Consider the following 19586-nt stretch of genomic DNA (forward strand, 5'->3'; position numbering starts at 1 on the left):
CGGATCCCAAAGTGTGCCCTCGCCCAACTCGGCCCTGGCATCGACGACGCAAGTGATGTCGACCATTTCAAACCCTTCTGCCGCGAAGTCTGCCGCCGAGCCCGGCGAAGGTCTCGCTGCCGATCGACACCGTGATCAGGATCACGGCGCCATAGACGACGAGCAGCGCGCCGCTCGACAGGTTGAGCGCCGGCAGGAGACCGGTGAGGATGGTCAGCACCATGGCGCCGGCGACCGTGCCGAGATAATGCCCGCTGCCGCCGAGGATCGAGGCGCCGCCGATGGCGACGGCCGCGATCGACGTGAACAGATAGGCGTCGCCCATGCCGAGATAGGCCTGGCCGGAATAGCCGGTCAGAAGCATGCCGGCGAAAGCGGCGGTGAGGCCGGAGATCAAATAGGTCAGGACGGTGGTGCGCGCGGTCGGCACGCCGGAGAATTCGGCGACGGTGGCGCTGGTGCCGAGTGCATAGAGATGACGCCCGAACGCCGCCTTGGAGAGGAGCAGCGTGGCGACCAGAGTCAGCGCGAGCCAGATCAGCGCGATGACTGGGAAGCCGCCGATGCGGCCGACCGACAGGAACTGAATCAGCGCCGGCGCCGATGGCGTCGGCGAGCCGCCGGTCAGCACCAGGATCAGGCCCTGCAGGATGACGTTGGTGGCCAGGGTCATGATGATTGGCGGCACGCCGAACTGGGCGACGCCGACGCCGTTGACGAGCCCGATGAGGGCGCCGCCGGCAAGCAGCAGCGGCATGACCCAGACAAGCGGCAGATCCTGCCCGCCGCAGAGCAGCGCCATGACGATCGCCGCTGAGTTCAGCACCCAGGGCACCGACAGGTCGATGCCGCCGCCGATGATGACGAAGGTCTGGCCGAGCGCGACGATGCCGACAAAGGCCGCCAGCACCACGGTCGAGCGCATATTGGAAACCGAGAGGAAGCCCGGCGAGAAGATCGCGGTGACCAGGAGCAGCACGATCATGCCGGCATAGGCAAGCACGATGAGGCGGTTGCGGGAGAGGAAGGCGCTCATTGGACGCGGCTCCTCGCGGCCTTTTCAGCGACCGAGCTTGCGAGTACCGAAAGCAGCAGGATGACGCCGGACGCGACCGGCTGCCAATAGCTCGACACGTGCAGGACGAAGACCAGATTGCCGATGAGGGTGAGCACGAAGGCGCCGATCAGCGTGCCGGCGAGATGGCCGCGACCGCCGAACAGGCTGACGCCGCCAATCACCGCCGCTGCCACGGAAGGCAGGATATAGTCCTTGCCGATGGTCGGCGAGCCGGCGCCGGTCTGTGTTATCAGGAACAGTGCAGCGCCCGCCGCGAACAGGCCGGACAGGCCGTAGGTGACGATGTTGACCCGGGTGATGGAAACGCCGGACAAGAAGGCCGATTTCTCGTTGGAGCCGGAGGCCTGGATGATGATGCCGACGCGCGTCGCGCGGAACCACCACCAGAACACGAGCAATGCCAACAGCATCCAGACCGGACTGGTCAGGCCAAGGAGCTGCCCGGAAGCGAAGCCAACCCACCAACCGGGTACGCTGCCGCCATCGGTCGGCAGGATGATCATGGCGACGCCGTTGAGGATCGACCAGGTGGCGAGCGTCACCAGGAAAGGCTGCAGCTTGAGCAGCGAGATCAAAAGGCCGTTGAGGGCGCCGATGAGGAAGCCGAGCGCCAGGATCGCCAGCGCCCAGAAAGCCGTGGTGGAAGGATCGTCGGTGAAACGCGTTGCCGCGATCACGGTGCCGAGGCTGATCATGCCGCCGATCGACAGATCGATGCCGCCGCGCACCAGAACGATTGTCTGTCCGGTCGCAGCCAGCATCAGCGTCATCCCCGCTGCCGTGTCGAGGTTGAGCTCGTCCAGGGTGAAGACACCGGACTGCAGGCTGCCATAGATGGCGACGATCAAGGCCAGCATCAGGCCGGCGACGAGGAACGGCGCGCGGTCGAGCGCGCGGCCGCGCCAATCGATGCCCGGCCTGGTGTCCTTCATTTGCGTCGGCATCTGTGCCCTTGCCACAGTTTGCTCCACGGACATCACCATGCCTCATGCCGCCCTGGTTTCAAGCATGGCGGCGCGAAGGATCTCTTCCTCCGAAATATGATCGCCCTCCAGCGTCGCGGCGATGCGGCCGTTGCGCATGACCAGCACCCGGTCGGCGACATGAACGAGCTCCGGCATGTCGCTCGAATGGAACAGGATCGCGTAGCCCCTGGCGGCGAGGTCGCGCATCAGCTGGAAGATCTCGCCCTTCGTGCCGACGTCGACGCCGCGCGTCGGATCGTAGAGCAGGAGCACGCGCGCCTGCGTCAGCAGCATCTTGCCGAAGATCACCTTCTGCTGGTTGCCGCCGGATAGCGTGCCGGCAAGCTGCTCCGGCGTGCCTGCCTTGATGCGCAGGAAATCGACCATCTCCTTGACCAGGGCCGCTTCTTTCTGCCGGCTGAGCAGGCCGCTCTCCGTGAAGCGCCTGATCACCGACAGCGTCAGGTTCTCGCGCACGCTCTTGGTCAGGAGCAAACCCTGGCCGCGCCGGTCTTCCGGCACCAACGCGATGCCGTCCTTGCCGGTCAGTGCCTGGCGCGGATTGCCGATCGCGACGGGCTTGCCCCAGAGCTCGATTGCGCCGCTCGCTTTCGTGGCGCCGAACAGCGCCTGGAACAGCTCGCGTTGGCCGTGGCCCTGGAGGCCGCCGACGCCCAGCACCTCGCCTTCGCGAAGCGAAAGGTCGACGCCTGAGAGACGGCTCCCGCTGGTGAGATTCCCAACCTTGAGCGCGACGCGATCGGTCATCGTCGGCACGCGCTCGGGATAGAGCCGGTCGAGATGCCGGCCAATCATCTGGGTGACGATCTCGTCATCGGAGACGGCAGCGGCCTCATGCGCGGCGACGGTGCCGCCATTGCGAAAGATCGTCAGCCGGTCGGCGATGGCGCGGACCTCGGCCATGCGGTGGGAGATGAAGATGACCAGCCTGCCTTCGGCAGCCAGTTGCCGGGTGAGCTTCAACAGCCATTCGGCTTCACGCGCCGGCAGCGCCGAGGTCGCCTCATCTAGGATCAGGATGCGCGGGTCCTTGGCCAGCCCCTTGGCGATCTCGACGATCTGCCGTTCAGCGAGCGTCAGCCGCCGCAATTCCTGCTCGGGACGCAGCGCCGGGAAATCATACTTCTCGAGCAGCGCCAGCGTCTTGCGGCGCATCTCCGTGCGATTGACGGTGCCTAGCAGCGTCCGGGGTTCATGGCGGAACCAGATGTTCTGCTCGACGCTGAGATCGGGGATAAGCGACAATTCCTGGAAAACGGCGGCAATGCCGCGCGCCTGCGCGGTGTCCGGATTGGCGGGTCGATAGTCCCGCCCGCCGACCAGGATCGTGCCGCCGTCATGCTGCACCGCGCCCGACAGGATCTGGATGAAGGTGCTTTTGCCCGCGCCGTTCTCGCCGAGCAGCGCATGCACCTCGCCGGCCCGGGCGCTGAATGCGGCTTCGCTCAGCGCGACGATGCCGCCATAGCGTTTTGACAGACCTTTGACGGTGACGAGATCCATGGGGGCGCTTTTCAAGAAGGTCTCCCGGCATCGCTCGATGCCGGGAGACAGGAGCGTAGAACAAGACGTTACTTGCTGCCGGCGGCTTCCGCGGCGGTGATCTCGACCCAGTCGGGCGTGATCGGCAGCGTCAGGCCGGGCGCCTGGTCGGGGAAGGCATTCTCGCCGACCGCGATCTTGATCATCTTGGTGCCCGGATAAAGCTTCGACTCGAAAGGATCAGTCGTCACGAAATCACCCTTGACCGATACTGAGCGTTCCGCCGGCTTCTTGCCGGTATCCAGGATATCCACCGCCAGTTTGATCGCTTCCGACGACAGATAGGCCGGATTCGAGCCCAAGATACACTTGGCGCCCTGCGTCTGCGCGCAGGTGACGGCCGCGACATTGTAGGAGAAGCCCACGACCGGGACGATCGGCCGGCCGGCATCCTTCAACGCCTGGATGGCGCCCGAGCCGTAGCCTTGCGTCATGATGCCGTCGATCTTCGGGTTGGCGGCAAGCAACGCCGCGACGCCGGACTGTTCCGGCCCGAGCGCGTAGTTGCCGTTGTAATAGCCGACCACCTTGATGTCGGGATATTTGGCTAGCACCTTTTCATAGCCGCCCTGCAATTGCGCCGAGATCGGCGCGCCGGCGAGGCCGCGGTCGAGGATGATGTTGCCTTTGCCGCCGAGCTGCGTGGCCATCCACTCCGCCATGACGGCCGGGATGCGGTCCCAGTCGGAAGCTACTGCATAGGCACACGGCTCGGTCACCACCTGGTCGAAGCTGATGACGACGATGCCGGCGTCGCAAGCCTTCTTGATGGTGGGGTTGAGCGCCGAATCCGAACCGGCATCGACGAGGATGGCGTCCGGCTTCTGGCGGATGATGTTGTTCAGCGAGTTGATCTGTGCCTGGACCGTGTTCTCGACATTCTCGATCTTAAGGTCGACGCGGCCTTTCAGTGGCCCCTTGTTGACCGACACGGTGGCGACGCGTTCCATCTGTTGGCGCCAATCGTTGCCTACGAAATTGTTGGAGAGATAGATGGTGTATGTCTTCTTGTCCTCGGTATGCCCGGCCTGTATGCCGACCGCCATCATGGTCGCGGCAAGCGCTGCGAGGCCGGTGTAACGGCTCAATAATTTCATGATTTTCTCCTCCCGTTTGTCGTTTCGAAACCGTGGCGCCTCACTGCGGCGCCCTGTACGCCTCAAATCAGCTTCCCGAGGCCTCCTTGGGCGTGATCTCCACCCAGCTGGGTGACACCGGCAGCGAAAGGCCCGGCGCAAGGTCAGGGAATACGGTCTTGCCGAGCTCGATCTTCACGGCCGAGGAATTCGGCGCGTATTTGGCGGCGACCATATCCGTTGTGAGGCCCGGCGAATTGAACAGCACGGTCGTGTCGGCCGGCTTCTTGCCGGTATCGAGAATGTCGACGGCGAGCTTGATCGCTTCCGCCGAGAGCGACGGCGGATTGGCGCCGAGCCAGCATTTCGCGCCCTTGGTCTCGGCGCAGGTGACGCCGGTGCCGTTGAAGGCGGCGGCGACGATCGGCACCATCGGCCGGTCGGCATTCTGCAGCGCCTTGATGGCGCCGGTGCCGTAGCCCTGCGAGAAGATGCCGTCGACTTCCGGATGCGCCGCAAGCAGGCTAGCCACGCCCTCCTGTTCGGGGCCGGCGGCGTAGTTGCCGTTGAAGTAACCGACGATCTCGATGCTGGGATATTTCTTGAGCACAGCGCCGAAATTCTTCTCGAACTGCTCGGATATCGGCGCGCCGGCAAGGCCCCGATCCATCAGCACCTTGCCCTTGCCGCCGAGCATGGTGGCCATCCATTCGGCCTGGTTGTTGGCCATGATGTCGAAGTCGGAATGCAGCTTGTAGGCGCATTCGGCCGACACGGTCTGGTCGAAGCTGACGACGATAATCCCGGCGTCGCAGGCCTTCTTGATCGTGGGGTTGAGAGCCTCGGCCGACGACGCGTCGATCAGGATGGCGTCGGGCTTCTGGCGGATGATGCTGTTCAGGGAATTGATCTGCGCCTGGACCGTGCCTTCGGCGTTTTCGATCTTCAGGTCGACGCGGCCTTTCAGCGGCCCCTTGTTGACCGCGACATTGGCGACGCGTTCCATTTGCTGGCGCCAGTCATTTCCGACGAAATTGTTGGAAAGGTAGATGGAGTAGGTTTTCTTGGCTTCGGCATGGCCGGATGTCGCTCCGGCGCAGACTGCCAATGTGGCAAGCGCCATCAAGCCGGCGCAAAGGCTCCTCGATTGCATTGTCTCCTCCCTATGTTCCTCCCCGGCCGGCGATGGACTGCGCCATCTTGATCAGACACCGGGCCTCTCGACGGGCCGTTGGCGCAGGCGGAATTCGCGCGCTCCTCACCGCCGCCGGCTCCTCAGCCTAGCTATCATGCTATTATAATTTTATAGGCCTGTCTATGCGCCCGTCGGCAGAAATCGCACTTTCGAGCGGTCTCAAGAGAGGTCGTTCGGCGCGTCGTATGTGATGCTGAAAATATCGGCGGGATGGCGGGCGACGGAGAACTCGATGCTGCGCTGGTCGGCCGACTGATAGAGCATCTCCACCGTCAGCACCGCGCTGCCCAGCGCGATGCCGAGATCGGCGGCAACCGCCTCGTCGGCGATTTCGGCACGTACGGTGACATGCGCCACGTCGAGACGCAGCCCTAGATGCTTCTGCACCGAGCGGAAGATCAGCACGTCGGAGAAGTCTTCGCGCTTCAGCCTGGCGCCGACATCGGGAGGAAAGTAGGTGGTGATCTGCGCCTTCCTCTGTTCGCCGATCGACAACACGCTGCGCAGGCAATAGCCCGCCTCCTCCTTGCCCATGCCGAAATGGCGATGCAGCACGGGAGAGGCCTCCTTGCGGTAGGATTTCACCGTCAGCTGCGCGTCCTTGGTGAAGGCCGCCATGTCGGCAAAGTTCTTGAAGTTCCAGCTTAGATTGACCGACGGGCTGCGCGCCGCGACCACCGCCGGTTTCGCCGAGCGCTTCTTGATCAATCCGTCGGCCTCGAGATCGCGCAGCGCCTGGCGCACGGTGATCAGGCTGACCCCGAAATGCTCGGCGATCGCCGCTTCCTTCGGCAATTCCCCGCCGACGGGGAAGGTGCCGTCACCGATCGGCGCCCGCAAGATGTCGGCAAGCTGGCGATAGAGCGGCCCGTTGGAGCGTCCAAGCGTGCGCCTGGGAAGACTGTCGATGGTGGGAACGGTGTTGTCCATGAGCCTCGTCACGTCTGTATCGAAGCTTTTATAATAGCTTCCGCCGCTTGAGGCTATCGCATGACGCGCAAAACTGCGCAGCGGTTTGCTGTGTTCAAACGAAAAGCCGAAGCGGGTGCTCGACCGCCGATTTGAGCGCGGCGAGCCACGCCATCGAGGTTGTCTCGTCAAGGCTTGCCGTGTCCGCCACCAGTAGGCATTCGGCGTGGTCGCCGGCTGAGCCGACCGAAACTGTCAGGCGCATCGCCCGGCCCGGCAGCAGCGTCATCATCATCGCCCGGATGTCACTCGACGGCAGCAGCCACACGGACAGGGCGGCGGGCATCTGCGCATCGTCGCGTCCGTCCGCCTGGGCCGCAAGCCGCATCGCGCGCAGCGCAGTCGCCGGCATTCCCGAAATGGCTGCGAAAACGACTTGCCTGTTGTCCAGTTCGAGCGCCACCCTTGCCTCGCCGACCTTCGCCGCGTCCGGAATCTCGACGAACGCGCTGCCCGCCGCGCGCAGCAGGATATCGTCGATGTCCAACACCTTCCCTGAGTTCCGCAGGGCGGCCAACAATTCATGCAAGGCGCCCAACGCGATCGATGTCGAGAAGGCGGCGATGCTGGAAGCGGCAACCGCCGGCGCCGCGGCCGCGGCTGGAAACTCCACCCACGCATCGGCCGCCACGAACTCGAGGACATCGGCGGCCAGGATGCGGCCGCGGGGACCGCTGCCGCGCAGAGCGTCGAGCGGAAGGTTGCGCTCGCGGGCAAGCCGGCGCGCATAGGGCGAGACAGCCAGCCGCGATGCCAAGGCAACGTTCATTTCAGATACTCGGAATTGACGCAGTTGGTCAGCCGTCCCTCGGCGAGATAGGCATGCACGACTTCGATCGATTTCAGCCTGAGATCGCGCATCGCCGCCGGGCTGTAGAAGGCCGCATGCGGCGTCACGATCAGCCGGTTGACGATCCATGCCTCGCGGCGCCGCCATGCCGCCAGAAGCGGGTGGTCGAGATCGCCGGGTTCGTTCGGCAGCACATCCAGTCCGGCGCCGGCCACAGTACCTTTGCGCAGCCCCGCTTCCAGCGCGTCGAGATCGACGATCGGACCCCGGGCTGTGTTGACAAGGACAAGGCCGGGCTTGGCAGCGGCGAAGGCATCCACGCCGAGCAGCTTGCGCGTTTCTTCGCTCAATGGCGTGTGAACGCTCACCACATCGGCCCGCCCCATCAGCTCGGCCAGCGAATGCACCCTCTCATAGCCGGTCGACAGGTCGACGCCGGACAGAAGAAGCGGATCGTAAAACACCACCTTCATGTCGAAGGCGGCGGCGCGGCGGGCCGCGGCAAGCCCGATGCGGCCCAGCCCGACGATGCCGAAGGTCGTCCCCTTGTGACGGCGCACCAGCGGCGCCTTGGAGAAATGCCAGCCCTCGGCGCCATTAGCCGAAAGTTCGGCTCCATAGGCAGAGGTGCCGCGCGTCAGCGCCAGCATAAGGCCGATGGCGTGGTCGGCCACCTCGGTGGTGCCGTAGTCAGGCACGTTGCACGCGGGAATCTTGCGCGCGCCCCAGCCGGCCGTATCGATGTTGTCGAAGCCCACGCCGGAGCGCACGGCAATCCTGGCCTTGGGAAAGGCGGTTGGCGCGGCGGCGACATTGTGGGTCGGCGAATAGTTGATGACCGCATCGACCGCCTGGCAAACCGCCGGATCGAGCGCGGCCGCCCTGTCGTTGGTCGAACGGGCGAGGATGAACTCGATATCGGGATAGTGCACGCGTTCGAGCTCGGCCTCGTCGGCGGCTTGCCAATTGGCGCACAGGATCTTCATGCTTGACCTTCGGATTCTTGGGTACAGGTGATTATTTCTTGATGCCGCCGATGCGCCCGCCCATCGGCACCACGGCGCCGACCGGCTGATCGATGGCGCTGAGCGTGCCGCTGACCGGCGCCTCGATCTCGACCACAGCTTTGTCGGTCTCGATCTCGGCGATCATCTCACCTTCCTTGACCGTGTCACCCACCATCTTCAGCCATTTGACGACCGTGCCTTCGCTGACGGTGAGATCGCCGAACGGCATCGTCACAGGCTCGTCGTCGCCGGTGATGGCGGGAGCGTCGGCTGGTGCGGGGGGCTGCGGCTTGGCTGGAACAGGTGCTGTCTTTGACGGAGCGGCTGCACTTTTCAGGCCGACCGTGTACCAATGGTCCGGCACCGGCGGCTTGCCGGCGATGACGTCGCGAACGCCTTCCGCAATGCGCGTCGTATCGACCAGCATGGCGCGTTCCAGCACCGGCGCGAACGGATGCGAGGTCGGTGCGGTATGCAGCCTCCCGGGCGGGGCGTCGAGTTCGTCGAATGCGAGCTCGTTGATGGCTTGGGCGATCTCGCCGCCAAGGCCGCACATAGCCCACGCCTCGTCGACCACGAGCAGGCGATGGGTCTTCCTGACGCTGGCCACGATCGTATCGATGTCGAGCGGCATGATGGTGCGCGGGTCGATCACTTCGGCCTCGATGCCTTCGGCCGCCAATGCCTCGGCGGCCTCCAGCGCGCGTTGCACCATCTGCCCGGCCGCGACAATGGTGATGTCGCGGCCGGCCCGCGCGATCCGCGCGACGCCGAACGGCACGTAATGCTCGCTGACCGGAACCTCGCCCTTGGAGGCGAACAACGCCTTCGGTTCGAGCATGATGACCGGATCGCCGGCTCTCAGCGCCGTCTTCATCAGGCCCTTGGCATCGGCCGGGTTCGAAGGCACGCAGACGATCAGGCCCGGCATGTGAGCGAAGACCGGGTGGTAGATGCCGCTGTGATGCGGGCCGGAACTGCGGAGCGCGCCGGCGCCGACGCGCACCACCATCGGCGCGCTCATCACGCCGCTGGTCATGTAACGCAGCTTCGCAGCCTGCAGGAAAATCTGTCCGGCTGTCTCGAAGGCGAAGTCGGCGAACATCAGGTCCGACACGGTGCGCGCGCCGGTGGCGGAGGCGCCGACAGCCGCGGCGGTGAACCCCTGTTCGGAGATCGGCGTGTCGACCATGCGATCGGGGCCGAATTCCCGCCACAGGTTCTTCGTGTGGGCGAAGCTGCCGCCGCGCTCGCCGGTGCCCTCGCCGAAATAGAGGATAGCCGGATTGGCGTGCATCTCCTCGGCAATGCCGTCGCGCACCGCCTCGAGCCAGCCTTGCGTTCGTGTCTCGCCGACGGCGCGCGGCTGCAGGGCGGCCGGCGGATTGATCGGATCGGCAAAGACATGCAGGCGCACCGTCGCCGGATCCGGCTCGGGCGAAGTGCGGGCGAAGGCGAGTGCTTCCTCGATCACTTTCTCGATCCGCGCCTCGATAGCGGCGAGCGTCTCCGCGTCGGCAATGCCGTACTCCTCGATCAGCCGCTTGCGGAACATGTCGATCGGATCGCGCTTGATCCAGGCATCGAGCTCCTCCTGCGTCCGGTAGGTGCCGATGACCGGATCGCCTTCGTGGTGACCGACGGTACGATAGGTCTTGGCCTCGATCAGCGTTGGGCCCTTGCCGGCGCGGGCGCGTTCGGTCGCCTCCTTCATGGCCAGCCAGACGGCGAAGACGTCGTTGCCGTCGACGGCGACGCCGGGCATGCCGTAGGACGCGGCCTTGGTGGCGATCTCGGGATTGAGCGTGATCGATTTGAGCGGGGTCGCGGTGGCGTAGAGATTGTTCTCGCAGATGAAGACCGCGGGCGCCCGCTGCACGGCGGCAAAGTTGAGCGCCTCATGGAAGCCGCCATGATTGGCGGCGCCGTCGCCGAAGAAAGCCACGCCTATATCGTCGCGTCCTTGCCGGCGGGCACTCATGCCGATGCCAACCGCATGGCCGATGCCGGCGGCGACGATGCCGTTGGTGCCGAACAGGCCGACCGAGCGATCGTAGAGATGCATGGTGCCTCCGCGGCCGCCGCAAATGCCGTCGGCCTTGCCGAACAGCTCGGCCATCACACGTGCGGGATTGGCACCCTTGGCCAGGGCATGGCCGTGGCCGCGATGGGTCGATGTGACCCAGTCGGTCGGCCGCAAATGCGCGCAGACCCCGACGCCGGTCGCTTCCTCACCGATATAGAGATGCAGGAACCCGGGTGTCTCGCCCTTGCGGCAGGCGATCTGGGCAATGCTTTCGAAGCGGCGCAGCAACACCATGCGTTCGAACAGGTCGAGCAGGATTTTCCTGTCGGGCAGATTTGGCGCACCCTTGAAATCCTCGCGTGCGCGCGCCCCAGAAATTACCACCAAAACCTCCCATGGATTCGTCTGGCGCCGGGCAGAAACGCGCCAGCGGCGAGCTTGTGGCTGCTCGCATCAGCTTCATAATAGATTATAATAGCATAATGTCTACAGGCTCCGAGCAGGGCTTACGAGACGCAAACGCATTCACCGTTTCACCGAGCCGGTGAAACGCTCAAACTCCTTGTTTTAACGTAGCTAGTGACGAAACGCCGTACTAGATCCTGGTCACCCGTACCGTTGCGTCGGGCCGTTGGAATAGCTCCGGTCGAAGACTGAGACCAAGCCCCGGCCCCTCGAGCGGCGCGACATGGCCGTCACTCACCGGCGGAATGTCGGCGACGATCTCGGTGTACCAGCCGGTGAAATAGGCGCGGACAGCCTCCTGGTAGTTGACATTCGGCAAAGTGGCCGAGAGCGCGCAACTGGCGGCATAGACGATCGGCCCCGTGCAGTCGTGAAGCGTGACCGGCAGTTCGCTGGCCTCGGCCATGTTGGCGATCTTGCGCGCTTCGGAAAGGCCGCCACACCAGGCAAGGTCGATCATGATCACCGAGGCCGCGCGCTTGTCGATCAGTTGCTTGAACATCTGCCGCGTGGCCAGCCGCTCGCTGGCCGCGATCGGTATCGAGGTGTGGCGCGCCAGCTCGGCCATGGCGTCCAGTTCGTTGTAGCGGATCGGCTCCTCCAGCCAGGCGACGTCGTAGGCTTTCAGCGCCTCGGCGATGCGCAGCGCCGGCGGCAGGCTCCACAGGCCATGCAGCTCGACCATGATCTCCATGTCGCGGCCGACGGCTTCGCGGATCTTCTGGAACGGCTCGAGCGCATTATCGAGGTCGGCAAGCGAGATGCGAGCGCCGTTCGATGCCTCGGCGGCGATATCGAAGGGCCATATCTTCATAGCGCCGATGCCTTCGGATTTCAGGCTCCTGGCGAGATCGCCGGCATTGTAGCGCCACGCGAGCAGGTCTTCATACGGGCCTTCGTTGGAATCGCCCGATTTGAGCGACCAGTCCTCGCCGCGCTCGAACAGCGCGTTCTTCTTGCTGGCGCGCACATGCTTGTAGCCGGCGCACGTGTTGTAGATCGGCACGGTTTTATGCGTGCGGCCACCGAGCAGCCGCCAGACCGGCTCGCCAAGCGCCTGGCCATAGATATCCCACAGCGCGATGTTGACCGCGGAATTGCCGCGCACCTCCGCGCCGGAATCGCGCGCGCCGACATAGACGCTGCCCAGTGTGCGATCGTGCAGCTCGATATCGCGCGGATCCTTGCCGATGAGGTAGGCCGCGACATTGTCGTGGATGTAGGAGGCGACCGGCCCCGGCGCCCAGAAGGTTTCGCCGGTGCCGATGAGGCCTGCATCGGTGTGGACGCGAAGCCAGAACAGGAATGGGAATTCCGCCAGTTGCAGCGTTTCGAGCGCGACGATCTTCAATTCTCCCTCCCTGCTTCGGGCTCGCGAACAGTAGCACAAGCCCGTTGACAGCTATCTATGGATACCGGTATCCATCGCGTCAAGATGACCTTGGGAGGAGGTTGGCTTGCCTGCTGAAACTCCAGAGACCACGACGCGACGGGCGCTTGTCACCGGCGCCGCCGGCGGGCTTGGCCGCGAGGTTGCGCTGCAACTGGCCAGGCGCGGCTGTGCCGTCGCCGTGACCGACATCAATGGCGAGGGCCTGACCGAGACGGCCCGGCTGATCGGCGAGGCCGGCGCGGAAGCCGAGAGCATCATCGGGGACTTCACGGTCGAAGGCGCGCCGGAAGCGGCGGTCGAAAAAGTGGTCGCGCGCTGGCGCGGCATCGACGTCCTCGTCAACAATGCCGGCTATGGCGTGATCGAGCCCTTCCTCGACGCCACCTTCAAGGCCTGGACGCGCACGCTGGCCCTCAACGTCACGGCTCTTGCAATGGCTTGCAAGGCCGCCGGCCGGGTGATGCGCGAGCAGCGCTCGGGGCGCATCGTCAACATCACATCGCCCGGCTCGCGCATGGCGCTGCCCGACTACACCGCCTATACGGCGAGCAAGGCCGGCGTCGATTCCATCACCCGCGCCGCGGCGGTCGCGCTTGCGCCTTACGGCGTGCTGGTCAACAGCTTGGCGCCGGGCATGATGGACACCGAGATGCAGCGTTCGACCGAGCTCGATCTTGCCCGCGCCAATGGCCGGGCCGATCTGCAGGCCTTCCTCGACGAACGCACGCGCCGCATTCCGCTCGGCCGTCGGGCCGAGATTTCCGAGGTGGCCGAAGCCGTCGTCTGGCTCTGCCTCGACGCGCCGGAATACATGACCGCGGAGCGGCTCAACATGTCGGGCGGGCTGGACAAGGACTAGGCATCGGATGCTGCGAAACTCCCCTCCCGGCAGCGCCGATATCGCCGCGCTGGAACGCAAGGCAAACCAGTTACGCCGCCACATGCTGACCATGGCACGCGGCCAGGGCCAGGGCTATATCGGCCAAGGCCTCGGCATCGCCGACACGCTGGCGGCGCTCTATTTCCACGAGCTGCGTTACGACCCGCACAATCTGGCGTGGCCGGATCGCGACCGATTCCTGTTGTCGACCGGGCACTACTCGATCGCGCTTTGGGCCGCCCTGGCCGAGGCCGGCATCATCCCGGTCGAGGAGCTCGTCACCTATGGCGCCGACGACAGCCGGCTGGAGATGTCGACGCTCGACACCACGCCCGGCGTCGAGCTCATCGGCGGCTCGCTCGGCCACGGCCTCGGGCAAGGCGTCGGCCAGGCGCTGGGACTTCGCCTCGATCGGTCGGACGCGCGCGTCTTCGTCGAGCTTTCCGACGGCGAGATGCAGGAAGGCTCCACTTGGGAAGCGGCGATGTCGGCCAGCCATTTCGAGCTGGACGGACTGGTGGCGCTGATCGACTGCAACGGCATCCAGGCCGACGGCCCCGTGGTGCTCGACATGGAGCCGGTGGCCGACAAATGGCGCGCCTTCGGTTGGGAGACGACGGAGATCGACGGCAACGACATGAAGGCTGTCGTCGGCGCGCTGGCCGCCGCGCGCAAGCGCAATGGCAAGCCGAAGGCGATCGTGCTGCGCACCCTGCCCGGCAAGGGCGTGCCGCGCATCGAGACCAGCGAGAAATCCCACTTCTTCCGCATCGACGTGGCACAATGGGACGGCATCATCGCCGAGTTAGACAAAAACATGGGAACCCACCAATGAGCGGCGGCGGCATTAAGGCCGGACGGACGCTGTCCATGGGCCAGGATGAGGCGGTCGGCGGCGGTCGGCAAAGCGTGGAAGCGCCGTTCGGCCGGGCCTTGGCCGGGCTTGGCCGGAGCCGCCCCGACATCGTGGGGCTGACCGCCGACCTCGGCAAATACACCGACATCCTGCCGTTCCGGGACGCCTTTCCCGAGCGCTTCTTCAATGTCGGCATGGCCGAACAGAATCTTGTTGCCGTCGCTGCCGGGCTGGCCCGCACGGGCAAGGTGCCGTTCGCCACCACCTATGGCGTGTTCGCGACGCGACGCGCCTATGATTTCGTCGCCATCGCGCTTGCCCACTCCAACCTCAATGTGAAGATCGTGGCCGGCCTGCCGGGATTGACGACAGGCTATGGCGGCACGCATCAGGCGATCGAGGATCTGGCGCTGATGCGCATGATCCCCGGCCTGACCATCATCGATCCTTGCGACGCTACCGAGATCGAGGCGGCGACAGCGGCGATCGCCGAGCACGATGGTCCGGTCTATATGCGTCTGCTGCGCGGCAGCGTTCCCGTGGTGTTCGAGCCCGGCTACAGGTTCGAGATCGGCAAGGCGCGGCGGCTTCGCGAAGGCTCCGACGTAGGGATCATCGCGACCGGCTTCATGACCGAGCGGGCGCTGGACGCGGCGGATGCCCTGCAGAAACAAGGCATTTCCACCGGCGTTCTGCATGTGCCGACGATCAAGCCGTTCGACACCAGCGCCGTAGCTGAATTTGCCGGCTCGGTGGACCATATCGTTACCGCTGAAAACCATGTCGTCGTCGGCGGGCTGGCCAGCCTTGTCGTCGAAAGCTTGTTCGAGGCCGGCATCGCGAAGAAGGTGACGCGCATCGGCCTGCCCGACCGCTATATCGAATGCGGCGCGGTGCCGACCCTGCAGGCGAGATACGGCCTCACCACCGAAGCCGTGGTCGCAACGATTAGCGGGTCGGAGCTCGCATGAAGATCACCGACATCGAGACCTTCGCCGTCGGGGCCGGCTGGAAGAACTGGCTGTTCGTCAAGGTCCATACCGACAAGGGCATATACGGCGTCGGCGAAGGCACGCTGAACGGTTTCATCAAGACCACCGAAGCGGGCGTGCATGAGCTCAAGCATCTCGCTATCGGCCAGGATCCGCGCCGCATCAACGCCTTGGCCAAGCGCATGCTGGACAGTGTTTCGCTCGACGGCGGCCATATCCATCGCACGGTGATCGCGGCCATAGAGGTCGCTTGCTGGGACATTCTGGGCAAGAGCCTGGGCGTGCCGATACACCAGCTTCTCGGGGGGCAGGTGCGCGACACGGTGCTTGGCTACGCCAATGGCTGGTACCGCACCGAGCGCACGCCGGAAGCCTTTCTCGAAGCCGCGAAGACCGTGCTGGCCAAGGGCTTCAAGGCGTTCAAGCTCGACCCGTTCGGCACCGCGCAAGGCTTCATTTCGCGCGAGGAGCTCGATCTCTCCTACGCGATCTGCCGCAAGCTGCGCGACGAGCTGCCGGGCGGCACACTGATCCTGATCGACGTGCATGCGCGCTTCACCGAGATCGCAGCGCTTCAGGCGGCACGGAAATTCGCCGATCTCGACATCTACTGGTGGGAGGAGCCGACCTCGCGCGACCGCCAGGAGACCGTGCATGAGGTGGCGCATCGCTCGCCCATTCCCGTGGCAACCGGAGAGATGTACGATACGGTAGGCCAGTTCTACACGCTGGCGGCGGGCGGTGGCGTCAACATCTTCCAACCCGAGCCGATGTCGCTCGGCGGCATCGCGCCATCGATGCAGGTCGCCAATCTGGCTTTAGCCCATGGCAGCCACATCGCGCCGCATCAAAGCGGCGGACCGGTGGCGACGGCGGTATGCCTGCAGCTGGCGGCGGCGGTGCCGAATTTCCTGATCCAGGAGCATTTCGACGCGTTCAACGACCCTTGGACCCGCGGGCTGGTGACCTGGCATCCGACTGTCAATCCGGACAACGGCCATCTGTCGCTGCCGGACGCGCCGGGACTCGGCATCGATCTCAACATCGATGCCGTCAAGGATCATCCTTACGATCCCAACGCCTATCTCAACGTTCATGCCGAAGGCTGGGAGAAGCGCCTGGGTCGCCGCGAACAGCCGGCAACGAGAACCTGATCAGGCGCTTTCGCGATCGATAATCTCGAAGCCGAGGCTGGTGACGGCGGGCACCTCGCTGTCGCCGCCCAGTCTCGCCAGCAATTGCCGTACGGCGCGCCGGCCCATGTCGTAGCGGTTGACCTTTACCGTGGTCAGCCGCGGATAGAGCTGCGCGGCGAGGTCCATGTCGCCATAGCCGGTGATGGCGATCCTGCCGGGCACCGCCCAGCCCCGTCGGTGACATTCCTGCACGGCGCCGACGGCCAGCGTATCGCTGGAGAAGAAGATGGCGTCAATGTCCTTGTGCCGCGAGGTCAGCGTGACCAGCGCCTCGGCGCCGCCCTGTGCGGTGATCGGCACCTCGACCTCCATGCCGTCATGGTTCTTGATGCCGAGCTTGGTCAGCGCCGCGTGGTAACCGGTGCGGCGCTGTCCCAGGCGGTCATTGCCGTGGATCGGCGTCGAGACAAAGCCGATCCGTCTGTAGCCCTTGGCGGCCAGATGCATGGTCATGGCGTAGGCGGTCTCGAAATTGGAGACGCCGACAACCATGTCGATCGGATCGCGGCCCTTGACTTCGGAGATCTCGACCACCGGCGCGCCGCTGCCCTTCAGCAAGGCACGCGCCGTTTCGCTTTGCACGAAGCTCTGAAGAATCATTCCGGCTGGGCGCCAGCCAAGCAGCGTGCGTATCGCTTTCTCCTCGGCTTCCTGCGTGAATTCGCCCTGCACCAAAAGCATGGAATAGCCGCCCTCATGGCATTCGTCGGACATGCCTTGCACTTGCTCGGCAATGCCCGAATTGATCAGCGGCGGCACCACCGTACCGATCATGCGGCCGTTGCCGCGCATGCTGGAAGCGAGTTGATTGGGCACGAAGCCGATCTGCTCTATGGCCTCTAGCACCCTGGCGCGCGTTTCCGCCGAGACCCTGCCGGGATTGGACAGGGAACGCGACACGGTTATGGGCGCGACACCGATACGCCTTGCGATCTCTCGAACCCCAAGGCGCTGCGACGGCGTGTTCTCGCCGGATTCGTCTTCTGACCCATCCGCCATGACCAAGCTCCATCAATGTACGATACGCGGAGGGCCAAGTTCTGCCCTGGATCGCACGACAAGTGCCATTCATAGCGGCCGCGGTGCGTGCTTTCTAGCGACGCGTCGGCTTCGCCCGACCTAGGAGCTTTCATCGGTGAAACGCAGTGGGCCCAAAGGAGCACAGGAGATCGGGTGGACGCGATTGGGCCGGTCACCAAAAGCAACGGAGCGGGGCGCCGGTGTCGCCGGCGGTCACGTGCCCAACTCGAACGCCAACGCAGCTGCACCTAGCGTCAGCGCCCTCAGAAATTGCGCCCATAGCCCGCCGCCCAGCCGCCGTCGACGCCCAGCATCTGCCCGGTGGTGTAGCTGTTCAGCGGATCGCAGAAGAACAGCACCGCGGCGACTGCTTCCTCCACGCGGCCGGCGCGACCGACCGGCGTGTGGCTGAGCATCGCCTTGTCGCCCGCAATGATGGCGTCGTCCTCTACCGCACCGAAGCCAACGGCATTGACAAGGATCTTCGGTCCAAATTCCATGGCCAGCGCGCGCATCCCGGCAAGGATGGACGCGTTCTCCATGGAAAAGCGGGGATGGCGACGCATCGGCATGCCGGCGACCGCCGAGATCAGGAAGACGATGCGGCCGCCACGCCCGGCCATCGCCACGGCGGCCTTGCGCGCGTCGGCATATAGGGAGCGCGGATCGCCGGCTTTCGTTCCCGGGCGCAGCGGACACGAGATCAGCAGGATATCGGCGGCACCCGTCGGGGCGCCTTCGACTACACGTCCGCCATTGGCGCGCAACGCGGCGAACACCGCTTCGACGATAGGATTGGTTTCACCGTCCAGTGCGATCGCGACGCCGGCGAGATCGATTTCCATGGCGGCGCTCACATCATGAATCCCGCTGTCCAGCCGCCATCCACAGCCAGCACCTGGCCGTTGATGTAGCTGGCGGCCGGAGAGGCCAGGAACAGCACGGCCTCAGCGATCTCCTCCGGCTGCGCCGGCCGGCCGAGCGGCACATGGGCGAGAAACTCCTGGGTACGCCCGGCGAACTTGCCATCGTCGCTGTAGAACAGCTTGGCCGTCAGCGCCGTGAACACCGAGCCGGGCGCGACCGCGTTCGTTAAAACCCCCTTGGCTCCCAGTTCGATCGCCATCGACCGCGTCAGATGAACCATGGCAGCCTTGGCCGCGACAAACGGGCTTTGCAGGCGCATCGCGGCAAGTCCGACGACCGAAGCGACATTGACGATGCGCCCGCCTTTGCCTGCAGCAAGCATCGGCGCCAACGCCGCGCGACTCATGATATAGAGCCCGTCGAGGTCAATGCCGGTGATACGGTCCCATTCCTCGGCAGGAAACTCGTCGATGGTGACGCGGTGCGCCAAGGTATTCACCCCGGCATTGTTGACCAGAATGTCGAGCCGTTCGTACCGCTCAGTAACCCTGGCGATCGCAGCGTCTACCGATTTTCCATCGCGGATGTCGACAGCGCAAGCCATCCCGTTGCGCAGCCCAGCCGCGACGCGCTCGGCGCCCGCCATGTCGATGTCTGCAACAACGACCGCGGCCCCGTTGTCCGAGAGCCGTTTGGCAATGGCGCTTCCAATAGCGCCCGCCGCCCCCGTGACCAGGGCGACCCGATCCGACAAATTACACCGCATTGCTCGCCGTCATCATTCTTCGAGACAAGCTATTATAATAATATCAAAGATGAAGAAAGCCCCAAAGGCGCCTGCGGTACCGTATTCCTTGAGGAGCCGGGCATCTCAGCCCCGGCATCTCAGTCCGCGGAACAACCCGCCCTGTGTAGCAAAGGCAGCGCGTATCTCTGCCGGTTGTTAAGTGCTTACGTGGCCGCTGTCTTCGGCAATCGGGTTTCGGACTAGTTGAGCACAACGGCTTGGTAGTCAGCTTCTCCGGAGCACGTCACCATAACGAGAGGGTTGTCCCGGACGCAACCAACTTGTCGAGAGCCACTGCTGCGTCGAAGGCGGCGCTTTCGCGAACTTACCAGACGCTTCGAATGCGGTAACATTGTCGGGAGGCCTCAACCACTACGCCGGTGAGGAAGATACGCGTTGTCGTTTCGGAAGGTCTTGAAGCACTGGGTTCGCCAACTGGTTGCCCGGTGCGATGTATCCGG

General features: G+C 64.7%; 18 protein-coding genes (1 of these 18 cut by a window edge). 4 read left to right on the forward strand and 14 right to left on the reverse strand.

What is annotated here, in order from left to right:
• The 11 genes from ACR64R_RS18450 to ACR64R_RS18500 all read right to left on the reverse strand — a co-directional run.
• Positions 1–66: the start of an SMP-30/gluconolactonase/LRE family protein gene (locus ACR64R_RS18450; RefSeq protein ID WP_487357746.1), read on the reverse strand. Its footprint begins 816 nt before the window's first position; 66 of the gene's 882 nt are visible here — the first part of the coding sequence; the start codon lies at positions 64–66; its stop codon lies beyond the left edge, outside the window.
• A gap of 1 nt (position 67) precedes the next feature.
• Positions 68–1036, reverse strand: a complete 969-nt coding sequence (locus ACR64R_RS18455) for an ABC transporter permease (RefSeq protein WP_487357747.1) — start codon at positions 1034–1036, stop codon at positions 68–70.
• On the reverse strand, positions 1033–2037 hold the full coding sequence (locus ACR64R_RS18460; protein WP_487357748.1) for an ABC transporter permease: 1005 nt from the start codon (positions 2035–2037) through the stop codon (positions 1033–1035). The genes ACR64R_RS18455 and ACR64R_RS18460 overlap by 4 nt, the downstream gene beginning before the upstream one ends.
• A 27-nt stretch (positions 2038–2064) precedes the next feature.
• Complete coding sequence (locus tag ACR64R_RS18465; RefSeq protein ID WP_487357749.1) at positions 2065–3582, reverse strand: sugar ABC transporter ATP-binding protein; 1518 nt, start codon at positions 3580–3582, stop codon at positions 2065–2067.
• 53 nt (positions 3583–3635) lie between these two features.
• Positions 3636–4703 (reverse strand): sugar ABC transporter substrate-binding protein, encoded by a 1068-nt coding sequence (locus ACR64R_RS18470; protein ID WP_487357750.1) that lies wholly within the window; start codon positions 4701–4703, stop codon positions 3636–3638.
• A gap of 67 nt (positions 4704–4770) precedes the next feature.
• The gene (locus ACR64R_RS18475) at positions 4771–5835 is read right to left on the reverse strand and encodes a substrate-binding domain-containing protein (RefSeq protein ID WP_487357751.1); all 1065 of its coding nucleotides are present in this window, start codon (positions 5833–5835) and stop codon (positions 4771–4773) included.
• 201 nt (positions 5836–6036) lie between these two features.
• Positions 6037–6807, reverse strand: a complete 771-nt coding sequence (locus tag ACR64R_RS18480) for a GntR family transcriptional regulator (protein ID WP_487357752.1) — start codon at positions 6805–6807, stop codon at positions 6037–6039.
• Between the two features lie 94 nt (positions 6808–6901).
• Positions 6902–7615 carry an E3 binding domain-containing protein gene (locus ACR64R_RS18485; protein WP_487357753.1) on the reverse strand — a complete coding sequence of 238 codons (714 nt, stop codon included), beginning with the start codon at positions 7613–7615 and terminating at the stop codon, positions 6902–6904.
• Positions 7612–8622 (reverse strand): C-terminal binding protein, encoded by a 1011-nt coding sequence (locus tag ACR64R_RS18490; protein ID WP_487357754.1) that lies wholly within the window; start codon positions 8620–8622, stop codon positions 7612–7614. The genes ACR64R_RS18485 and ACR64R_RS18490 overlap by 4 nt, the downstream gene beginning before the upstream one ends.
• Positions 8623–8653: 31 nt before the next feature.
• A complete protein-coding gene (locus tag ACR64R_RS18495; RefSeq protein ID WP_487357755.1) occupies positions 8654–11053 on the reverse strand; it encodes a thiamine pyrophosphate-dependent enzyme in 2400 nt (799 codons plus the stop codon).
• A 211-nt stretch (positions 11054–11264) separates the two neighbouring features.
• Positions 11265–12485, reverse strand: a complete 1221-nt coding sequence (locus ACR64R_RS18500) for a mandelate racemase/muconate lactonizing enzyme family protein (protein ID WP_487357756.1) — start codon at positions 12483–12485, stop codon at positions 11265–11267.
• Positions 12486–12591: 106 nt separating this feature from the next.
• Here ACR64R_RS18500 and ACR64R_RS18505 point away from each other — a divergent pair, with 106 nt between their 5' ends.
• The 4 genes from ACR64R_RS18505 to ACR64R_RS18520 are packed head-to-tail and all read left to right on the forward strand — an operon-like array spanning position 12592 to position 16409.
• Entirely contained in the window at positions 12592–13386 is a 795-nt protein-coding gene (locus ACR64R_RS18505; protein ID WP_487357757.1) for an SDR family NAD(P)-dependent oxidoreductase, read from the forward strand.
• Between the two features lie 7 nt (positions 13387–13393).
• On the forward strand, positions 13394–14242 hold the full coding sequence (locus ACR64R_RS18510; protein ID WP_487357758.1) for a transketolase: 849 nt from the start codon (positions 13394–13396) through the stop codon (positions 14240–14242).
• Entirely contained in the window at positions 14239–15234 is a 996-nt protein-coding gene (locus ACR64R_RS18515) for a transketolase family protein (protein ID WP_487357759.1), read from the forward strand. Before ACR64R_RS18510 ends, ACR64R_RS18515 begins: the two co-directional genes overlap by 4 nt.
• A complete protein-coding gene (locus ACR64R_RS18520) occupies positions 15231–16409 on the forward strand; it encodes a mandelate racemase/muconate lactonizing enzyme family protein (protein ID WP_487357760.1) in 1179 nt (392 codons plus the stop codon). Before ACR64R_RS18515 ends, ACR64R_RS18520 begins: the two co-directional genes overlap by 4 nt.
• On the opposite strand, the gene ACR64R_RS18525 is transcribed toward ACR64R_RS18520, so the two are convergent.
• From ACR64R_RS18525 to ACR64R_RS18535, 3 genes are all read right to left on the reverse strand, one after another.
• Positions 16410–17450, reverse strand: coding sequence for a substrate-binding domain-containing protein (locus tag ACR64R_RS18525; RefSeq protein ID WP_487357761.1), 1041 nt, complete (start codon positions 17448–17450; stop codon positions 16410–16412).
• A gap of 284 nt (positions 17451–17734) precedes the next feature.
• Positions 17735–18316: an SDR family oxidoreductase gene (locus ACR64R_RS18530; protein WP_487357762.1), complete on the reverse strand. Its 582-nt coding sequence runs from the start codon at positions 18314–18316 to the stop codon at positions 17735–17737.
• 8 nt (positions 18317–18324) lie between these two features.
• Positions 18325–19092: an SDR family NAD(P)-dependent oxidoreductase gene (locus ACR64R_RS18535; RefSeq protein ID WP_487357763.1), complete on the reverse strand. Its 768-nt coding sequence runs from the start codon at positions 19090–19092 to the stop codon at positions 18325–18327.
• Positions 19093–19586: the final 494 nt, after the last annotated feature.

The organism is Mesorhizobium sp. MC2-1-1 (assembly GCF_057597255.1).